Source organism: Limnohabitans sp. DCL3 (assembly GCF_048019295.1).
Lineage (GTDB): Bacteria > Pseudomonadota > Gammaproteobacteria > Burkholderiales > Burkholderiaceae_C > Limnohabitans_A.
This window is the reverse complement of the sequence record NZ_CP171842.1, coordinates 2,397,386-2,414,749: the sequence shown is the minus strand read 5'-3', so window position 1 is coordinate 2,414,749 and position 17,364 is coordinate 2,397,386. Positions and strand designations below refer to the sequence as shown.

Sequence of the window (17,364 nt, the reverse complement as noted above, 5' to 3'; positions counted from 1 at the left end):
TAAAGCGTGAAGGGTCCAGTGTGCTCAATTTGAAATACAGGCTCGGGTTGTGTGGCCACAGGTTCAAACCTGCACCGTTGGTCTTGGATACAAGCAGGGTCATCATGATCATCTGCACCTCATCGGGCTGCCTCTAGCCTAACACTTGTTTCAACATCAGTTTCACATGCCGGCTCGTTGTCGCTTGAGAAAAGACCGTGTCAGACAGTTCATGCGCAAGCCAGGCGCGGGGCCGACTTTTACCCACGCAGGCAACGGGACATGCGTTGCAGCTGAGCCTGAACATGCGCATCATGCTATCGGCGAGTTTTCTTTTCGGCAACCCAATGTCTTGGCCCTGAAAAATCAAGAGTCGCAAGGCATCTGGCGCATTGTTTGGCGGGTGGTGTCCGTCAAGGGCTGCCCCCTGGACAGAACATCAGCTGGTGCTCAGAAAACTACAGCCACGGGGTTCGGGGTGTTTTCACCAATACAGCAAGATGTTGTCTCCCTCAATCAACGCATGACCTTGCAGCATGATGCGCGGGGGGTGGTGCTCTCTGGGGAAGAGCACTGCTTGGTGGGTCATCAACCCGCTGTGCAGGGTCATATGTCCCAGCTTGTAGAGGTGAAATTTGGCTGGATCATTTTCGTGATGGGCGGGCCACAGGTTGAGTCCAGAACCTTCAGGTAAGGACAGAGGCAAGGTAAAAGTCAGCACTTGGGCCGATGTCACCAATCGGTCAGGAAAAACAAGCTGGAACTGCAAATCACGGTGTTTACTGGCGACCGGCTGGGTAAACACCGGATGGGCCAAATGGATATGAAAACCAGGTAAGGCGCTACCTAAGGGGTCGCAAAATCCGCGTTTTTGTGTCCATTCGCCGATGGACAGGCAAGCCAATGACAACAAATCCCCAAAGTGGTCTTGCAATTGCTGGTTGTGGTGTCTGCGCAGAATGGGTGAGTAGTACAGCGGCTTGCCGCCATCTCGAGATGAACTGGCCACTGCATCCAAATATGCGGCCATCCCTAAAGTGTAAAAAGGCATGGAGGTGTGGCGGTGGGTCCAGTGGGCCCGTAGGGCCAAGACTTTTTCAGCCCACAAGGCGCATGCACAGTTGTCCAAAACCTTGAGGTCATAAACCCACACTTGCTTGGGGTCAAACAGAGCGCTGTCAAATGTCATGGGTCAATTCTGAGTTGGAACTCTTTGAACATTCAAATTCATACGGCAGTGTCATTGTCAATGCGCAGCACAAAGGTTGTCTCAATAAAGAAAAAATGGAGACCACTTTGGAAAGAAGTGCGCTCACTGGGGTATTCAGTGGATTCTGCCCATGTCGGATGCCCATTGATTTTTTGCATGAATCAACGCGCAACAAGTCAACGCTTCCCATGAGAAGTCAAACAGCCAAGTCAAATTGGGCTGGCACATTTCCCCAGTTTGTTGAAATCCTACGCGCCTGCCCAATCGCATCCACTGTGGCCAGTGCGGTGGCTTCTGCGGCCATCACAGTGAGCAGCATCAGATCGACCGGGCCGGCCTCAGTTCCGGTGGCCAAGGCGAACAAGGTGTCTCCGTCCAGCGTGGTGTGAGCCGGCCGGATGCTACGGGCCAGGCCATCGTGGGCACTCATGGCCAGGCGTTTGGCTTGGGATTTGGTGAGCACAGCATTGGTGGCCACGATGCCAATGGTGGTGTTGGTCCCGGGCAAGGGGCGACTGCCGCGCTCGCCTGCCAGCAAGGCGCGCTGGGTGTCCAGCAGGCGCAAACCATCGGCTGTGCGGGCCCCGGCCAGCACTTGGCCTGTGGTGGGATCAATCACATCACCGACCGCATTGCAAGCAATCAAGGCACCCACCACCCAAGGGCCTACGCGCACACTCGCGTTGCCGATGCCACCTTTCATGCAGCGATCCAGACCGAACAGCTTGCCCACACAGGCACCGGCACCTGCGCCGACATTGCCTGCAGCAGGCGGGGCTGTTGTGGCCGCCTCGCAGGCAGCGTATCCAGCATCCGCCCCGGGACGGGCTTGTGGGGTATCGCCCGGTCGCACCACGGGCAAGTCAAACAAGACGGCAGCAGGCACGATGGGCACGCGGCCGTGACCGGTTTCAAAGCCAATGCCCTGCTCATCCAGCCAGCGCATCACGCCTGTGGCAGCGTCCAAACCAAAGGCGCTGCCGCCGCTGAGCACCACCGCATGCACTTTGTCGACCAGGTTGGCCGGATCGAGTAAGTCGGTTTCGCGGGTGCCTGGGGCGGCCCCGCGGACATCCACCGCGCCCACCGCGCCCTGAGGCGCCAAGACCACCGAGCAGCCTGTCAGGCGTTCGCGCATCGTGAAATGCCCAACTTGCAGTCCGGGGACATCCACCATGGAGCCCAGAATGCGCGGATGGGTGCTGTTTACAATCGTTTGCAATGTCATTGAAACCCCCGTTCAACTTGGCTTACATCACCCGAGGATAGCGCGTGCACTGGTTTGTATGGAGACGACTGCTGAGCTTTGTGTTGACTTTGTGGGTCACATCGGTCGTGGTTTTCGCCCTGTTGGAGTTGTTGCCCGGCAATGCCGCGCAGGTGATCTTGGGTGAAACGGCCACACCCGAGTCAATTGCCGCGATGGAGGACAAGCTGGGCCTGAACCAGCCTGCGGCGAGCCGCTACCTGAGCTGGGTGGGCGGCATCATGCAGGGGCAGACGGGCCTGAGCATCGCCTACGACACACCCACCGCGCAACTGATGGCCGAACGCATGCAGGTCACTTTGCCTTTGGCCGTGATGGCCATGGGCCTCACCGTGGTGCTGGCGCTGGTGCTGGGCCTTTACACCGCTGCGCAGCAAAATAAGGCGGGCGATGTGGGCGTGATGACACTCAGCCAACTGGGCCTGGCTGTGCCTAATTTTTGGCTGGCTATTCTTTTGATCTTGCTGTTCGCGGTGCACCTCGAGTGGGTGAATGCGGGTGGCTTTCCAGGTTGGTCTGAGGCTGATGGCGGCGGGGTGTTGGAGGGCATCAAGGCCTTGCTCTTGCCCGCCATGGCGCTGGCGGCGGTGCAAACGGCGATCCTAACGCGGGTGACCCGTTCGGCTGTGCTGGACAACTTGCGCGAAGATTTTGTGCGAACTGCTCGGGCCAAAGGCTTGAGCCACCGACAAGTGCTCTGGCACCATGTGCTGCGCAACGCCATGATTCCGGTGATCACGGTGATGGGCTTGCAGTTTGGCAATCTCATCACCAGTGCCATCGTGATTGAAAACGTGTTTGTTCTGCCCGGCATTGGGCGGCTGATTTTTCAGGCCATTGCCAACCGCGATCTGATCGTGGTGCGGGATGTGGTCATGTTGCTGGCGGCGCTGGTCATGTTGATCAATTTTTTCATCGACATGCTCTATGCGTGGATCGATCCGCGCCTGAAAGCGGGCCATGCGAAATAAGCACAGCTTTTGGCGACGGGCCTTGGGTCACCCCAGTCTGGTGGCGGGTGGCGCCATGGTGTCGCTGACGGTGCTGTGCGCCGTGCTGTCTTTGTTTTGGACGCCTTACCCCGTGGGTGACATCGATATTCCACATAAACTGGCATCGCCCAATGCCTCGCATTGGTTCGGCACGGACAGCTTGGGGCGAGACATCGGTTCTTTGCTGTTGGTGGGCAGTCAGAACTCTTTGTTGGTGGGCATGATTGCCGTGGGCATTGGCCTGGGTGTGGGCGTGCCTTTGGGCCTGCTGGCTGCAGCGCGGCGCGGCTGGGTGGAGGAGGTCATCATGCGGGCCTCGGACTTCACCTTTGCCTTTCCCGCCTTGTTGTCGGCCATCATGCTGACCGCCATTTACGGGCCTGGCCTGGTGGTGAGCATCGTGGCCATTGGCATTTTTAACATCCCGGTGTTTGCCCGCATTTCACGTGGTGCAGCCAATTCGGTCTGGGCGCGAGACTACACGGCTGCAGCCCGCGCCGCTGGGCTGGGTCCGCTGGCCATCACGTGGGTGCACGTTTTGCCCAACATCGCCAGCGTGTTGATAGTGCAAGCCACCATCCAGTTCGCCATCGCGATTTTGGCCGAGGCGGCTTTGTCCTATCTGGGGCTGGGCACGCAGCCGCCGCAGCCGAGCTGGGGCCGCATGCTCAACGAGGCGCAGTCGCAGATGTTCCAGGCGCCCATGCTGGCGGTGTACCCTGGCGCAGCGATTGCGCTGACGGTGTTGGGCTTCAATTTGCTTGGAGATGGTTTGCGCGATGTGCTGGACCCCCGATTGGCAAGGCAAAGGTCGGCATGAACGAGCAGTCCCACACATCGCCTTTGTTGCAAGTCGACGATTTGCGGGTCAGCTTGCCTACGGCCCGGGGCTGGGCACAAGCCCTGCGCGGCGTGTCCTGGCGCATGGCGCGTGGCCAGACAGTGGGTCTGATTGGCGAGAGCGGCAGTGGCAAATCGCTCACCGCTTTGGCCCTGATGGGTCTGTTACCCGAGCGTGCCAGAGTGACTGGCCGCATCAAGCTCAATGGGCAAGAGCTGGTGGGTCTGTCCGAGCCGCAGCTGTGCCAGCTGCGCGGTCCCCGCATGGCGATGATCTTCCAAGAGCCGATGACGGCGCTCAACCCCTTGCACCCGATTTGGAAGCAGATCGCTGAGCCCTTGCGACTGCACCAAAACATGAGCGCCAGCGATGCCAAAGCCCGCGCTCTGCAGCTGCTTGAACGCGTGCAATTGCCCCGAGCGAAAGAGCGACTGGACGCCTATCCCCACGAACTCTCGGGCGGGCAACGCCAGCGCGTGATGATCTCGATCGCACTGGCCTGCAGCCCCGATCTGCTGATTGCCGATGAGCCCACCACAGCCCTCGATGTGACGGTGCAAAAGGAGGTGCTGGCGCTCATCCAACAATTGGTGCGCGAAGAGGGCATGGGCCTGCTCTTGATCAGCCACGACTTGGGTCTGATGCAGGACCAGGTTGAGCGGGTGATGGTGATGTACGGTGGCGCTGTGGTGGAAAGTGCCATCACGGCAGAGCTGTTTGCGCACCGGGCGCACCCTTACACGCGAGGTCTGTTTGCGGCGCGTCCTCGGCTGGGAATGGCCCGTGGCACGCGACTTCCCACCATTTCTGGAAGCGTGCCCGAGTTGATGAGTTTCCCGGCGGGATGTGCCTTTGCAGAGCGTTGCAGTTTGGCGGTTGACGATTGCCGTCAGATGCCACCACAGGCCCAAAGTATCCCAAGCAAAGCGCAGGCTCAAACACCCCATGTGGTCACTTGCCCACGCTGGAGGTTGCCATGAACAGGTCGTTCTCATCACCACCGCTGTTGCAAGTACAGCATTTGGGGCGGCGCTTTGCCTTGCCTCGTGCCGGTTTGTTTCAATCTCCAGGTGCTTTGCAGGCGTTGTCCGATGTGAGCTTCACACTGCACGCCGGTAAAAACTTAGGGGTGGTGGGCGAGTCGGGCTCGGGCAAATCCACACTGGCGCGATTGGTCATGGCACTGGACCAACCCACCGCGGGGCAAGTCTTGTTCAAGGGTGAGGATGTGCACCGGGCGAGTGGCCAAGGTTTGCGCCAATTGCGCCGCGGTTTCCAAATGGTGTTTCAGGACCCGTATGGCTCGTTGGACCCGCGTCAAAAAGTGCTGGCCATTGTGACCGAGCCACTCCAGACCTTGCGCACAGCCGTGGATGGTCGATCCGAGATGCGTGAGCTGGCAGCCCAAGCGCTGGACGAGGTGGGTCTCAGAACCGCAGATCTGGACAAATACCCACATGAGTTTTCGGGCGGGCAACGCCAACGCATTGCCATCGCCCGTGCGCTGATCACCCGACCAGCCCTCATCGTGGCCGATGAGCCCGTGAGTGCGCTCGACGTCTCGGTGCAGGCCCAGGTGCTGAACCTGATGATGGACCTGCAAGACCGCTACGGCTTGAGTTATTTGCTGGTCAGCCACGACCTGGCCGTCGTCAACTTGATGTGCCACGATGTGCTGGTTTTGCAGTCTGGCAGTGTGGTCGAGCAAGGCCCTGCCGAGCAGATTTTTCGGCGGGCCGAGCACCCTTACACTCGCACCTTGTTGGCCGCCGTGCCCGGCCAGGCCTCTATTGGATTGACGCAGGAGACCCCATGAAAAATTGTTCTTCCCTGACCCGACGCAGCCTCGCTCTGAGCTCGACAGCCGTGTTGCTTGCCAGCCTTTGGGTCGCCCCCATGCAGGCCCAAGCGCAGTCACGCAAGGACGCCGTTACGCTGGGCATGATCCTGGAGCCCACCAGCCTGGATCCGACCATGGCCCCGGCTGCGGCCATTGGGGAGGTGGTGCACTACAACATCCTGGAAGGCCTGACCAAAATCAATGTGGACGGCAGCATCAGCCCACTGCTGGCCGAGAGTTGGAAAATGGACGCCGACGGCAAGGCCTACACCTTCAAGCTGCGCAAGGGCGTGAAGTTTTCTGATGGTGCGCCATTCGACTCTGCCGCTGTCAAGTTCAGCTTCGAGCGGGCCAAGGACGCCAAGAGCACCAACAAAGCCAAAGGTGCGGTGTTCAACAACATCACCCACATCTCGACCCCGGACGCACACACCGTGGTGTTGGTGCTCACCAACCCAGACGGAAATTTCTTGTTCCGCATGGGCGAGAACACGGCTGTGATCTTGCACCCGGACAGCGCGGCCAATGCGGCCACCAAGCCCGTGGGCACAGGCCCCTACAAACTCGACAACTGGGCCAAAGGCTCGGCCATCACCTTGTCCAAGTGGGATGGCTTTCGCGATGCCAATGCCATCAAAGTGAAGAAGGTCACCTTCCGCTTCATCAACGATTCGGCCGCCCAAGTGGCTGCCTTGTTGGCGGGTGACATCGATGGCATGCCGCGCTTTCAGTCGCCGCAAAGCCTGCAGCAGTTCCAGAAAGACAAGCGCTTTGTGGTGGAGATGGGCAGCACGGCGGGCAAAGGCATCATGACCATCAACAACCGCAAAAAGCCCTTTGACGATGTGCGCGTGCGCCGCGCCCTGTCGCACGCGGTCGACAAAAAAGCGTTCATCGATGGCGTGTTTGAGGGCTTGGCCAAACCGATTGGCAGCCACATGGCCCCCACCGATGCGGGCTATGTGGAGTTGAGCAACACCTACGCCTACGACCCCGAAAAAGCCAAGGCCCTGCTCAAGGAAGCCGGGGTGCAAACCCCACTGAATGTGACCCTGACCTTGCCCCCACCGCCTTATGCCCGCAAGGGTGGCGAGATTTTGGCCGCGCAATTGGCCAAGGTGGGCATCGTGGCCAAAATCGAAAACGTGGAATGGGCGCAGTGGCTGGGCGGCACCTTCAAGGGCAACTTTGACCTGACGGTGATCAACCACGTCGAACCCCTCGACTACATGGCTTACGCCAACCCGCAGTATTACTGGGGCTACGACAGCAAGGCTTTCCGCGACTTGGCGGCCAAACACGCGGCCACCACGGGGGCCAAAGAGCGCACGCAGCTGTTTGGTGACATGCAGCGCATGATCGCCAAGGATGCGGTCAATGTGTTCCTGTTCAACGCCACCAACACGGCGGTTTACCGCAAAGGCCTCCAAGGCCTGTGGTCGGGCTCACCGATTTTTGCCAACGACATGTCGGCCGTGTCCTGGCAATAAATTGACGGGCAGCCCGAAAGTGCCCTGAAAAGCTTGCTATAATTCGATGCATGATGCGGCTGTAGCTCAGCTGGATAGAGTACTTGGCTACGAACCAAGGGGTCGTGGGTTCGATTCCTGCCAGCCGCACCAAAAATTAGAAAGCCCACAACGCAAGTTGTGGGCTTTTTCTATTTCTGAAACATACAGCAGCACGCATGAGCAAAGCCTTCACCAAAGAGTCCGACGGCGACGATGACGAAGCGCTGGGCTTGCCAGCTTTGCCCGCGGGTGCCCGCAACTACATGACGCCCGAAGGCTATGCACGCCTGAGGGCCGAGCTGTTTACCTTGATCGACGACGAGCGGCCCAAAGTGGTCGAGATCGTGCATTGGGCAGCGAGCAACGGTGACCGCTCGGAAAACGGCGACTACCTTTATGGCAAAAAACGCTTGAGAGAAATCGATCGGCGTATCCGTTTTCTGACCAAGCGACTCGAGTTGGCAGAAGTGGTGGACCCCACCTGTCACCATGGCCGTGACCAAGTTTTTTTTGGCGCGACGGTCACGTATGCCGAGGCTTCTGGCACAGAGCGGACGGTGACTATTTTGGGCATTGACGAAGCCGACAGCTTGCAGGGACAGGTCACATGGGTGTCGCCCATTGCCCGCACATTGCTCAAGTCACGAGAAGGTGATGGACTCAAACTGGTCACCCCGGCAGGCGTGGTGGACATCGAGGTTTTGCAAGTCAGCTACCCCGCCCCGAGGTGAGGGCCGTGGCCACTCAAGGTGTGGTCGGGCCTTTATGCGTTTGACGACTCGCTTGGATCACTGAGGGCGTGCGTTTGAGGTGGCGCATCACTTGCTCCAGGTGGGAGGTGTCACGAACCGCCACCACAAACTTCAACTCGGCGGTGTCTTGGGGCGTTTCATGACCCATGTCAACGTGCACGATGTCTGTCTCTGCGCTGGCCAGCGCACCGGCCACTCGGGCCAAGACGCCTTTGCCGTTGACCACGGTCACGCTGATGCTGGTTTCAAAATTGCGGGTCATCTCGTCTGACCACTCCACGCCAATGAAGCGCTCGCGGTCCTTGTGTTCCAACTTTCGCGCTGTGGCGCAATCTCGGGTGTGGACCGCGAGACCTTCGCCACGGCCGAGGTAGCCCACAATATCATCGCCCGGCAAGGGGCGGCAGCAGCGCGAATACATCACCGAAGCGTTTTCGCTGCCATCCAAAGTGATCGCCCCTTGCGAGATGGATTCGTGGGCTGTAAAACGTTCGCGTGTCATCAGCAAAGCGTCAGGTTTGTGCCCGTTTTCAGACAGCAATGCCGCCAAGCGTTTCGCGACAATGGTGGCGATGCGTTTGCCCAGTCCAATGTCCATGAGCAAATCGGCCAGGTGGCGGTTGCCCGTAAAACGGAACAGTTTTTCCCACAAGGCTTGGTTGGCCTCGTTGTCGGCAGGCAATTTTTCAATGCCTTCGGCCCGCAAGGACTGGCTCAAAAGTTTCTCGCCCAGTTCGACCGATTCGGTTTGCGCCATGGTTTTGAGGTGGTGCCGAATTTTGGAGCGGGCGCGTCCGGTGCGCACAAACCCGAGCCAAGCAGGGTTGGGGGCCGACACCGGGGCAGTGATCACTTCGATCACATCACCATTCTTGAGTTCTGTGCGCAACGGCACTTGTTCGCCATTGATGCGCGCAGCCATCGCGTGGTCACCCACGCGGCTGTGGATGGCGTAGGCAAAGTCCACCACCGTGGCGCCCCGTGGCAGGGCCATGATTTGGCTTTTGGGGGTGAACACATAGACCGCATCGGGGAACAAGTCGACTTTGACATGGTCCCAAAACTCAGCTGCATCGCGCGTCTCGGTTTGGATATCGAGCAGCGATTGCAGCCACTGTGTGCCCAACCGCGCTGATTGGGCACTCGCCGATTCGTGTTCTTTGTAAAGCCAATGGGCGGCCACACCCGACTCGGCCACCAAATGCATCGACTCGGTGCGCATTTGGAACTCCACGTTCACGCCTGACGGGCCCACCAGCGTGGTGTGCAGTGACTGGTAACCGTTGACTTTGGCAATCGCGATGTGGTCTTTGAACTTGCCCGGCACGGGTTTGTAAATCTGATGCAACCAGCCCAAGGCGGTGTAGCAATCGACCACCGAGGGCACGATGACCCGAAAACCGTAAATGTCAGTGACTTGGGCAAAGCTCAGGTGTTTGTCGTCCATCTTTTTGTAGATGGAGTAGAGGGTTTTTTCGCGACCACTGATGCGCACGCTCATGTTGGCTTGCGAAAAAACAGCTTCGACGTCGGCTTGCACTTTCTGTATCAGATCTCTGCGTCGGTTACGGGCGCGAGAAACTGCTTTGGTCAAGACCGCATAACGCCAGGGCAGCAAATGCTTGAAGGCTAGATCTTGCAGCTCACGGTAAATTTGGTTCAGGCCCAGGCGATGGGCGATGGGGGCGTAAATTTCCAGTGTTTCAGACGCGATGCGCGCCCATTTGCTGCGCGGCATGTCGGACATGGTGCGCATGTTGTGGGTGCGATCGGCCAGCTTGATGAGGATCACCCGTACATCGCGGGCCATGGCCAGCAGCATTTTGCGAAACGATTCGGCTTGGTTCTCTTCGCGGGTGTTGAACTCCAGCTTGTCGAGCTTGGTCAGGCCGTCCACCAGCTCGGCCACTGGTGATCCAAAACGCTCGATCAACTCGATTTTGGTGACACCGCAGTCTTCCATGGCATCGTGCAACAAAGCGGCGGCCAAGGCTTGGGCATCCAACTTCCACTCGGTGCACAAGACGGCGACCGCAATGGGGTGGGTGATGTAGGGCTCACCACTTTTGCGCATTTGGCCCAAATGGGCTTCATCCGCAAATTTGTAAGCCTTGCGCACCATGTTTCTGTCGGTTTCACTCAAATACCCCAATTGAGCTTCCAGCAGGGCGAAGCTGGCCGCTGCCGCATTGGCCGCTGCAGGGGCAATGCCCTTGGATCGGCTGTGACTTGCCTGGGATGATGAGGGTGATGCGTGGCTCATGGCATCAATGTAACGCAAGCATTTGCATGGGTTGGTGACGCGCGCAAAATAGGCGTAAAAAAGCCCCATGACTGGGGCTTTGGGAGCGCTTGTTGGGGCTCGGCGTGAACAGGTCAAGCCCCAAGGCAGGGCAAAAGTTCAAGACACGCGTTTGAGCATCTCAATGCCGATCTTGCCAGCGGCGATTTCGCGCAAAGCTGTCACACCGGGTTTATTTTTGCTCTCAATGCGTGGCGTATGACCTTGACTCAGCATGCGGGCACGGTACGTGGCGGCCAAAACCAACTGAAAGCGGTTGGGGATTTGTTCCAGGCAATCTTCAACAGTGATGCGGGCCATGATGTTTTCCTTGAGAATTTTCTGTGCAGGGTTCAAGCCATTTTGAGTGCTTGAAAGGTGTCAGGCCGGGCTCGGCGCTGAACGTGGTACTTGAGCCGTTGGGCGTGAACAACCGCTTTCAGGTCAAACAGTGCACGATCAAATACTTCATTGATTATAACGAAGTCAAATTCTGGCGCCTGGGCGATTTCGATGGCCGCATTTTGCAAACGCAACTCGATGATGTCCGGTGCATCTTCGCCGCGCCGCTCCAAGCGCGAGCGCAGCTCTTCCCAGCTGGGTGGCAAGATGAAAATGAGGACCGCATTGGCGTACATTTTTTGGATCTGCAAAGCGCCCTGGTAGTCGATCTCTAAGATGACATCTGCACCTTGGGCCATGCGCTCTTCGATCATCCTTTTGGACGTGCCATAGCGTTGGCCGTGCACGTGGGCCCATTCGACAAAGGCATCGCCCAGCACCATCGCGTCAAATTCTTGCGAGGATACAAAAAAGTATTCCCGACCATGCTTTTCCTGACCCCGAGGGGCACGTGTGGTGTGCGACACAGTGGGCTGCACGCGCGCGTCCAGCTCCATCAAGGCTTTGACCAAACTGGACTTTCCGGCCCCGCTGGGGGCGGCCACGACAAACAGGTTTCCTGGGTAATCCATGCTGGGGCTCTTTATTCGATGTTCTGAACTTGTTCGCGCATTTGCTCAATCAGCACCTTCATGTCAACCGAGATGCGCGTCATTTCCAAGACGGCCGATTTGGAGCCCAATGTGTTGGCTTCTCGGTGCAATTCTTGGATCAAAAAGTCAAGGCGTTTGCCGATGTCGCCGCCTTGGGTGAGCAGGCGGCTGAGCTCATCCAGGTGAGAGCGCAGGCGTGTCAGTTCCTCCGCCACATCGATGCGAATGGCAAAGGCGGTGGCTTCGGTGAGCGCTCGGTCTTGTGCCGCTTCGGGCAGGTGGCTGGCGTCGGCCAACGCCATCGCGTCTTTCCAGCGCTCCAAAAAGCGCTGGCGCTGCTGCTCGACCAGTTGGGGCACCAAGGGCACGGCCTGCTCAGCCAGCCCGCGCAGTTGCGCAATGTGGCTTTGAAGCATCTCTGTCAGGCGGGCGCCTTCGCGGGCGCGGGCTTCGCGCAGCGCCTCGATGGCTTGTGCTGCCAGTTGCATCCAAGCGGCTTCATCGGGCGCCGTATTGCCAACGCTGCCTGCGGTCATGCGCAACACGTCAGCCACGCTCAAGGGCCGAGCTTCAGGCAACCAATCTTGAATTTTGTCTTGCAGCGCTGCGATTTTTTGCAGGGCTTGGTGGTGGGGGGCTTGGAGGGTGGTGCCGTCTCCCGCGTCTTGGCTGGCACGCACTTCGACTTTGCCGCGTTTGATTTGTCGGGTGATCAGCTCGCGCAGTCCTGGCTCAAGGTGGCGCAGCTCTTCGGGCAGGCGAAAACTCAAGTCCAAAAAGCGGCTGTTGACCGAGCGGATTTCGAACCCCAGTCGGGCTGTTGGGGCCACGCTGGCAGGGGTTTCCCCGTCTGAGGCCAACGGGCTTTGCTGCACGCTGGCGTATCCGGTCATACTGTAAACTGGCATCGATCAAGTTCCTTGTGACAGTGCCTGACCAGACTGGCCTTTGTGCACTGCAAATGCTGACGCCCAACGGCGAAGCATGAAACGAGGCATTATCTCAAACTCTTGGGACTGACCCGCGTGCCCATTGCCTGGCGCACAGTCTGGGCTCAGTTTCCACTCTATGTTGGCGCCATCATGAACACCACCAGCTCTTACGTTCGATCCGGTCGCTCTGCCGACGCCCTGCGCCCGGTGCGCATCACCCGCGGATACACCGTGCACGCCGAAGGCTCGGTATTGATCGAGTTTGGCCAGACCCGTGTGCTGTGCACCGCCTCTGTAGAAGAGAAGGTGCCGGGCCACAAAAAAGGCAGCGGCGAGGGATGGGTCACGGCCGAATACGGCATGCTGCCCCGCGCCACCCACACCCGTGGCGATCGCGAAGCCGCCCGGGGCAAACAAAGTGGTCGCACGCAGGAGATCCAGCGCCTGATTGGGCGCTCGCTGCGTGCGGTGTTTGATTTGAAAAAGCTGGGCGAACGCACCATCCACCTCGATTGCGACGTGTTGCAAGCCGACGGGGGAACACGCACGGCCAGCATCACAGGCGCGTTTGTGGCGGCGCAAGACGCCGTCAATTGGCTCATGACCACGGGCAAGCTGAGCGAGTCGCCCATCATCGACCGCGTGGCCGCCATCTCGGTGGGCTTGAAGAGTGGCACCGCCTTGCTGGACCTCGATTACCCCGAAGACTCGGCCTGCGACACCGACATGAACGTGGTCATGACTGGAGCGGGCAACTTTGTGGAGGTGCAGGGCACGGCCGAAGGCGTGGCTTTTACCCGTGTGGAGATGGACCGCATGCTGGCCCTCGCCGAAAAAGGCATTGCCCAGTTGGTGCAGCTGCAAAAGCAAGCGCACGACGCACCCCAAACCTTGACTTTCAGCGCATAAGCACCGCCCCTGTTCATGAAAATCGTTCTGGCCTCCAACAACGCGGGCAAATTGGCCGAGTTGCAAACTTTGTTTGCGCCACTGAACATGACGCTGGTGCGCCAGTCTGAGCTGAGCATTCCCGAGGCGGCGGAGCCTTTCAAGACCTTTGTGGAAAATGCTTTGGCCAAGGCCCGCCATGCGGCGCAGCTCAGCGGCTTGCCCGCCTTGGCCGACGATGCGGGTTTGTGCGTCGACGCTTTCGGGGGGCAGCCAGGGGTGGACACGGCTTTCTACGCCACCCGTTTTGGCTACCCCAAGGGCGACGACACCAATGTGAGTGCTTTGCTGGAACAAATGCAGGGCATGACCAACCGACGCGCCGCCATGGTCAGTACCTTGGTGGCCTTGCGCAGCGCCGAAGACCCCGAGCCTTTGATCGCGGTGGGCCGCGTGGTGGTGCACATCACCCCTGAGCGCCGGGGCAGCAATGGCTTTGGTTTTGATCCGGTCATGTTTTTGCCCGAGTTCGGCAAGACCTTTGCCGAGCTGCCACCTGAAGTGAAAAACGCCCACAGCCACCGGGGCCGCGCCGCACACGCCATGTTGGCATTGATGCGTGAGCGCTGGTTGGACCACACCGCGCCATGAACCCGACGATGGACCCCGTGCACGCCATGCGCCCCGGCGTGTTGCAGCTGAGCGCCTTGCCGCCCCTGTCGCTGTATGTGCATCTGCCTTGGTGCATCAAGAAGTGCCCCTATTGCGACTTCAACTCGCACGAGTTTCGCGAAGGCGCTGATCCGGTCTCGACACAAAACGCATACCTTGACGCGCTGTTTGCGGACCTCGAAGCGAGTTTGCCTTTCATCTGGGGCCGCAGTATCCAGACGGTGTTTTTAGGCGGCGGCACGCCCAGCCTGTTTTCACCCGAAGCGATTGACCGTTTGATTTCGGGCATCCGCGCCCGTATTCGCTTGGTGCCAGATGCCGAGATCACCATGGAAGCCAATCCCGGCACCTTCGAGAAAGACCGCTTCAAGGCCTTTCGCCATGCCGGCATCACCCGTTTGTCCATTGGCGTGCAGAGTTTCAACAACGACCACTTGAGGGCCTTGGGACGTGTACACGACCGTGAACAAGCACTCGCGGCCGTGACCGAAGCGGCTCAGGTGTTTGACACTTTTAACCTGGATTTGATGTACGCCTTGCCGGCTCAGACGCTGGAGGGTCTGACGCAAGACATCCAGACCGCTTTGGCTTTTGCGCCCCCACACATCTCGATTTACCACCTGACGATTGAGCCCAACACGGTTTTTGCCAAATTCCCGCCGACTTTGCCCGAAGACGATTTGGCCTACGAGATGATGGACCGCATCACCGAATTGACCGCATCGCAAGGGCTGCAACGCTACGAAGTGTCCGCGTATGCCAAGCCCGGGCACCAGTGTGCTCACAATCTGAACTACTGGCAGTTTGGCGACTATTTGGGCATTGGGGCTGGGGCACACAGCAAACTCAGTTTTGCGCACCGGGTGCTGCGGCAGGTGCGTTATCGCGAGCCGGCGCTCTACATGCAGCAGGCCAGACAGGGCGAGCCCGTCACGCAAAGTACCGAGGTGTCTCGTCAGGATTTGCCGTTTGAGTTCATGCTCAACGCGCTGCGGTTGCGCGGTGGTTTTGCACTGACCGATTTCGCAGACCGCACGGGTCTGGCCATGACCAGTATCCAAAATGGCTTGCTTCAAGCCGAGAGCAAAGGCTTGATCGGCCGTGACCTGCACCGGGTCTGGCCCACTGAAAAAGGCTTTGATTTCTTGAGCGACTTGCAGGCGCTTTTTTTGGCCGAGGGCGATTGAGCAGGCCGTGTGTGCAAGCGTTGAGGCTCTTCAGTTCTTGATGTGTGTCCTGTCCAGCAGAAATTTGAAGCTGTACAACATCAGCAATGCCCCTGTGACGTTGCCAAAAAACATGGGCCAGACATCGACCCAAGGGTTCACGTTGGGGCGCTCCATCACCGACCACAACAGTTGATGTGAAATGGCACTGGCGGCCGAGAAGATGAGCGTCATGTTCAAAAGTTGGCGCGTGGACAGCGCTTGCAGCTGGTGGTTTAACCCATTTTGACTGGTCATGTATTTCAAAATCAACCACGGGGTGAAACCACTGACAACACCGTTCATGATCGCCAACATTTCAGAGGAGCCGCCAAACATGTCTCGGTCGATGTACCAACTCCCCAACATCAGGCCGAATGCCCCTGACGTGCCCAAAACAAGCACCAAAATCACCCGAAAGCCCGCTGGCAAAAAAACCCAACTGATCCCATGGCTGTATTCCAGGCTGGCAAAAATCCAAGAATTGAACTGGAAAAAACCCACGAACAAAACAGCGCTGATCGCGATCAGCGTTGATTTTTGAAGGGCGTTTTGCAAGAGTCGGGTCATGCAGACAAATTTTGGTTGGCCACCTGCATGGACCGGCCCAGATGGTTGAAGTAATCCAAGGTGCGCTGGGTGGGGATCAAAAATTTGGCGCGGCGATCACCCTCCAAATTCAAAGTGTTGAGCATTTCTTTTTCGCGCAGTCGGGTGACCCGTTTGTGCAGGGTGGCGGGCGATCCCAGATCCGCCAATGCAATGGCTTCGCGCACCGTCATGGGCTGATTCTCGTACCACCGCAGGACCACGGCTTGGAGCAAAGCCTTCTCATTGGCGTCCATCTCCATACCGTCGGGTAAGGCTTGTATGACTTGGGCCAACTGTAGAAACCGCAGGTAAGCGGCTGCAAATGGGCTGTTTGTGTTGGTGGTTTTTTCCATATTTACAATTTTATAGAGTTTCTTACATTGATATCTCGGGTTGTTGGGCAAGGGGTTAAGCTGATGACCACTGGAGATGAACATGACACATCGATTGGCCATCATTGGCCTTGGCATCATGGGCCGGCGCTTGTTGGCGAATGCGTTGCAACACCCGGCTTTTGACGTGTGCGGTGTTTGGGACCCGTCCACCGAGTCTTTGGCAAAGACGCGCGACATCGTGCCGGGCGCACCGGTCGCAGCCAATGCCGAAGCCGCCATGGCAGGCGCCGATGTGGTCTATTTGGCCTGCCCCCCCGGACCCCGCAAAACCTATGCCTTGCTGGCCGCAGCTGCCGGGCAAGGTGTGTTCATGGAAAAACCTCTGGGCACCGACAACGCGCAAAGCCGTGATCTGGTGACGCACCTGGCCCGAGCCCGTTTGCCCGGTGTGGTCAATTTCACCCAAGCCGCCTCGCGGGGCTTCGAGGAGCTGCACCGGGCCATCACCACCGGTGAAACAGGTGAGATCTTGGGCATTGACATCGTGGTGAACTACCCCGCTTGGCCCCGAGCTTGGCAAAAAGATGCCGATTGGCTGCGCTTTCGGCACGAAGGGGGCTACACCCGAGAGGTGATCTCACACTTTCTGTTTTTGGCGGGTCGATTTTTGGGGCCACTGACCTTGCAGCAGGCCTTGCCGCGTTACCCGCAAGACAGTACCTTGTGCGAGCTGGACATGCTGGCCCGATTGACCACGGCCGACGGCAAACCCGTGACGGTGATGGCCACCACCGGGGGGCAGCAGCCTGATCGCCAAGAAGTCACCGTGCGCGGCAGCCGCATGAATCATCAATTCCGAGAGTTTTATCAACTTTGGCGTTCCGACGGCGGCCCTTGGGTGGAAGCTTTGGACTGGACCACCGAAGACCCACGCACCAGTGCCTTGCAACGACAGTTGAGTGAAGTGGATTTGTGGTTGCGTGGGCAGCCTCACAAACTGGCCACAGCCGAAGAAGCGCTGGCAGTGCAGGAGTTGGTGGAGGCCATGCTGGAGGGCAAGCGCTGAAGGTGTT

Annotated in this window: 18 protein-coding genes and 1 tRNA gene; 11 read left to right on the top strand and 8 right to left on the bottom strand. The window is 58.7% G+C overall.

The annotated features are described in order from the left end of the window. Positions 1-463: 463 nt before the first annotated feature. Both ACHEXK_RS11085 and ACHEXK_RS11080 read right to left on the bottom strand, forming a co-directional pair. A complete protein-coding gene (locus ACHEXK_RS11085) occupies positions 464-1,168 on the bottom strand; it encodes a hypothetical protein (RefSeq protein WP_416546152.1) in 705 nt (234 codons plus the stop codon). A 217-nt stretch (positions 1,169-1,385) separates the two neighbouring features. Then, the gene (locus tag ACHEXK_RS11080) at positions 1,386-2,417 is read right to left on the bottom strand and encodes a P1 family peptidase (protein ID WP_416546150.1); all 1,032 of its coding nucleotides are present in this window, start codon (positions 2,415-2,417) and stop codon (positions 1,386-1,388) included. 44 nt (positions 2,418-2,461) lie between these two features. Here ACHEXK_RS11080 and ACHEXK_RS11075 point away from each other — a divergent pair, with 44 nt between their 5' ends. From ACHEXK_RS11075 to greB, 7 genes are all read left to right on the top strand, one after another. Beyond that, positions 2,462-3,427: an ABC transporter permease gene (locus ACHEXK_RS11075; RefSeq protein ID WP_416546148.1), complete on the top strand. Its 966-nt coding sequence runs from the start codon at positions 2,462-2,464 to the stop codon at positions 3,425-3,427. Continuing rightward, positions 3,417-4,268, top strand: coding sequence for an ABC transporter permease (locus tag ACHEXK_RS11070; protein WP_416546146.1), 852 nt, complete (start codon positions 3,417-3,419; stop codon positions 4,266-4,268). The genes ACHEXK_RS11075 and ACHEXK_RS11070 overlap by 11 nt, the downstream gene beginning before the upstream one ends. Next, entirely contained in the window at positions 4,265-5,269 is a 1,005-nt protein-coding gene (locus ACHEXK_RS11065; protein WP_416546144.1) for an ABC transporter ATP-binding protein, read from the top strand. Before ACHEXK_RS11070 ends, ACHEXK_RS11065 begins: the two co-directional genes overlap by 4 nt. Next, complete coding sequence (locus tag ACHEXK_RS11060) at positions 5,266-6,105, top strand: ATP-binding cassette domain-containing protein (protein WP_416546142.1); 840 nt, start codon at positions 5,266-5,268, stop codon at positions 6,103-6,105. Before ACHEXK_RS11065 ends, ACHEXK_RS11060 begins: the two co-directional genes overlap by 4 nt. After that, positions 6,102-7,619: an ABC transporter substrate-binding protein gene (locus tag ACHEXK_RS11055; RefSeq protein ID WP_416546140.1), complete on the top strand. Its 1,518-nt coding sequence runs from the start codon at positions 6,102-6,104 to the stop codon at positions 7,617-7,619. The genes ACHEXK_RS11060 and ACHEXK_RS11055 overlap by 4 nt, the downstream gene beginning before the upstream one ends. Before the next feature lie 55 nt (positions 7,620-7,674). Beyond that, positions 7,675-7,751: transfer RNA gene (locus ACHEXK_RS11050), tRNA-Arg, on the top strand. A gap of 65 nt (positions 7,752-7,816) precedes the next feature. Continuing rightward, a complete protein-coding gene (gene greB, locus ACHEXK_RS11045; RefSeq protein WP_416546138.1) occupies positions 7,817-8,371 on the top strand; it encodes a transcription elongation factor GreB in 555 nt (184 codons plus the stop codon). 13 nt (positions 8,372-8,384) lie between these two features. On the opposite strand, the gene ACHEXK_RS11040 is transcribed toward greB, so the two are convergent. The 4 genes from ACHEXK_RS11040 to ACHEXK_RS11025 all read right to left on the bottom strand — a co-directional run bounded on the left by ACHEXK_RS11040 (position 8,385) and on the right by ACHEXK_RS11025 (position 12,576). After that, a complete protein-coding gene (locus tag ACHEXK_RS11040) occupies positions 8,385-10,655 on the bottom strand; it encodes a RelA/SpoT family protein (RefSeq protein ID WP_416546136.1) in 2,271 nt (756 codons plus the stop codon). 138 nt (positions 10,656-10,793) lie between these two features. Further along, positions 10,794-10,994, bottom strand: a complete 201-nt coding sequence (rpoZ, locus tag ACHEXK_RS11035) for a DNA-directed RNA polymerase subunit omega (protein WP_416546134.1) — start codon at positions 10,992-10,994, stop codon at positions 10,794-10,796. Positions 10,995-11,026: 32 nt separating this feature from the next. Next, the gene (gene gmk, locus ACHEXK_RS11030) at positions 11,027-11,647 is read right to left on the bottom strand and encodes a guanylate kinase (RefSeq protein WP_416546132.1); all 621 of its coding nucleotides are present in this window, start codon (positions 11,645-11,647) and stop codon (positions 11,027-11,029) included. An 11-nt stretch (positions 11,648-11,658) separates the two neighbouring features. Continuing rightward, positions 11,659-12,576, bottom strand: a complete 918-nt coding sequence (locus tag ACHEXK_RS11025) for a YicC/YloC family endoribonuclease (protein WP_416546130.1) — start codon at positions 12,574-12,576, stop codon at positions 11,659-11,661. A 174-nt stretch (positions 12,577-12,750) separates the two neighbouring features. On the opposite strand from ACHEXK_RS11025, the gene rph reads away from it, so the two are divergent. The 3 genes from rph to hemW are packed head-to-tail and all read left to right on the top strand — an operon-like array spanning position 12,751 to position 15,347. After that, a complete protein-coding gene (rph, locus tag ACHEXK_RS11020) occupies positions 12,751-13,509 on the top strand; it encodes a ribonuclease PH (protein WP_416546128.1) in 759 nt (252 codons plus the stop codon). A 15-nt stretch (positions 13,510-13,524) separates the two neighbouring features. Continuing rightward, on the top strand, positions 13,525-14,139 hold the full coding sequence (rdgB, locus tag ACHEXK_RS11015) for an RdgB/HAM1 family non-canonical purine NTP pyrophosphatase (protein ID WP_416546126.1): 615 nt from the start codon (positions 13,525-13,527) through the stop codon (positions 14,137-14,139). Then, on the top strand, positions 14,136-15,347 hold the full coding sequence (gene hemW, locus ACHEXK_RS11010; protein ID WP_416546124.1) for a radical SAM family heme chaperone HemW: 1,212 nt from the start codon (positions 14,136-14,138) through the stop codon (positions 15,345-15,347). The genes rdgB and hemW overlap by 4 nt, the downstream gene beginning before the upstream one ends. A 30-nt stretch (positions 15,348-15,377) precedes the next feature. Here hemW and ACHEXK_RS11005 read toward each other — a convergent pair whose 3' ends face one another. Both ACHEXK_RS11005 and ACHEXK_RS11000 read right to left on the bottom strand, forming a co-directional pair. Then, positions 15,378-15,935 (bottom strand): hypothetical protein, encoded by a 558-nt coding sequence (locus ACHEXK_RS11005; protein ID WP_416546122.1) that lies wholly within the window; start codon positions 15,933-15,935, stop codon positions 15,378-15,380. Beyond that, positions 15,932-16,309: a hypothetical protein gene (locus ACHEXK_RS11000; RefSeq protein WP_416546120.1), complete on the bottom strand. Its 378-nt coding sequence runs from the start codon at positions 16,307-16,309 to the stop codon at positions 15,932-15,934. The genes ACHEXK_RS11005 and ACHEXK_RS11000 overlap by 4 nt, the downstream gene beginning before the upstream one ends. A gap of 82 nt (positions 16,310-16,391) precedes the next feature. Here ACHEXK_RS11000 and ACHEXK_RS10995 point away from each other — a divergent pair, with 82 nt between their 5' ends. After that, positions 16,392-17,357 carry a Gfo/Idh/MocA family protein gene (locus tag ACHEXK_RS10995; RefSeq protein ID WP_416546118.1) on the top strand — a complete coding sequence of 322 codons (966 nt, stop codon included), beginning with the start codon at positions 16,392-16,394 and terminating at the stop codon, positions 17,355-17,357. Positions 17,358-17,364: the final 7 nt, after the last annotated feature.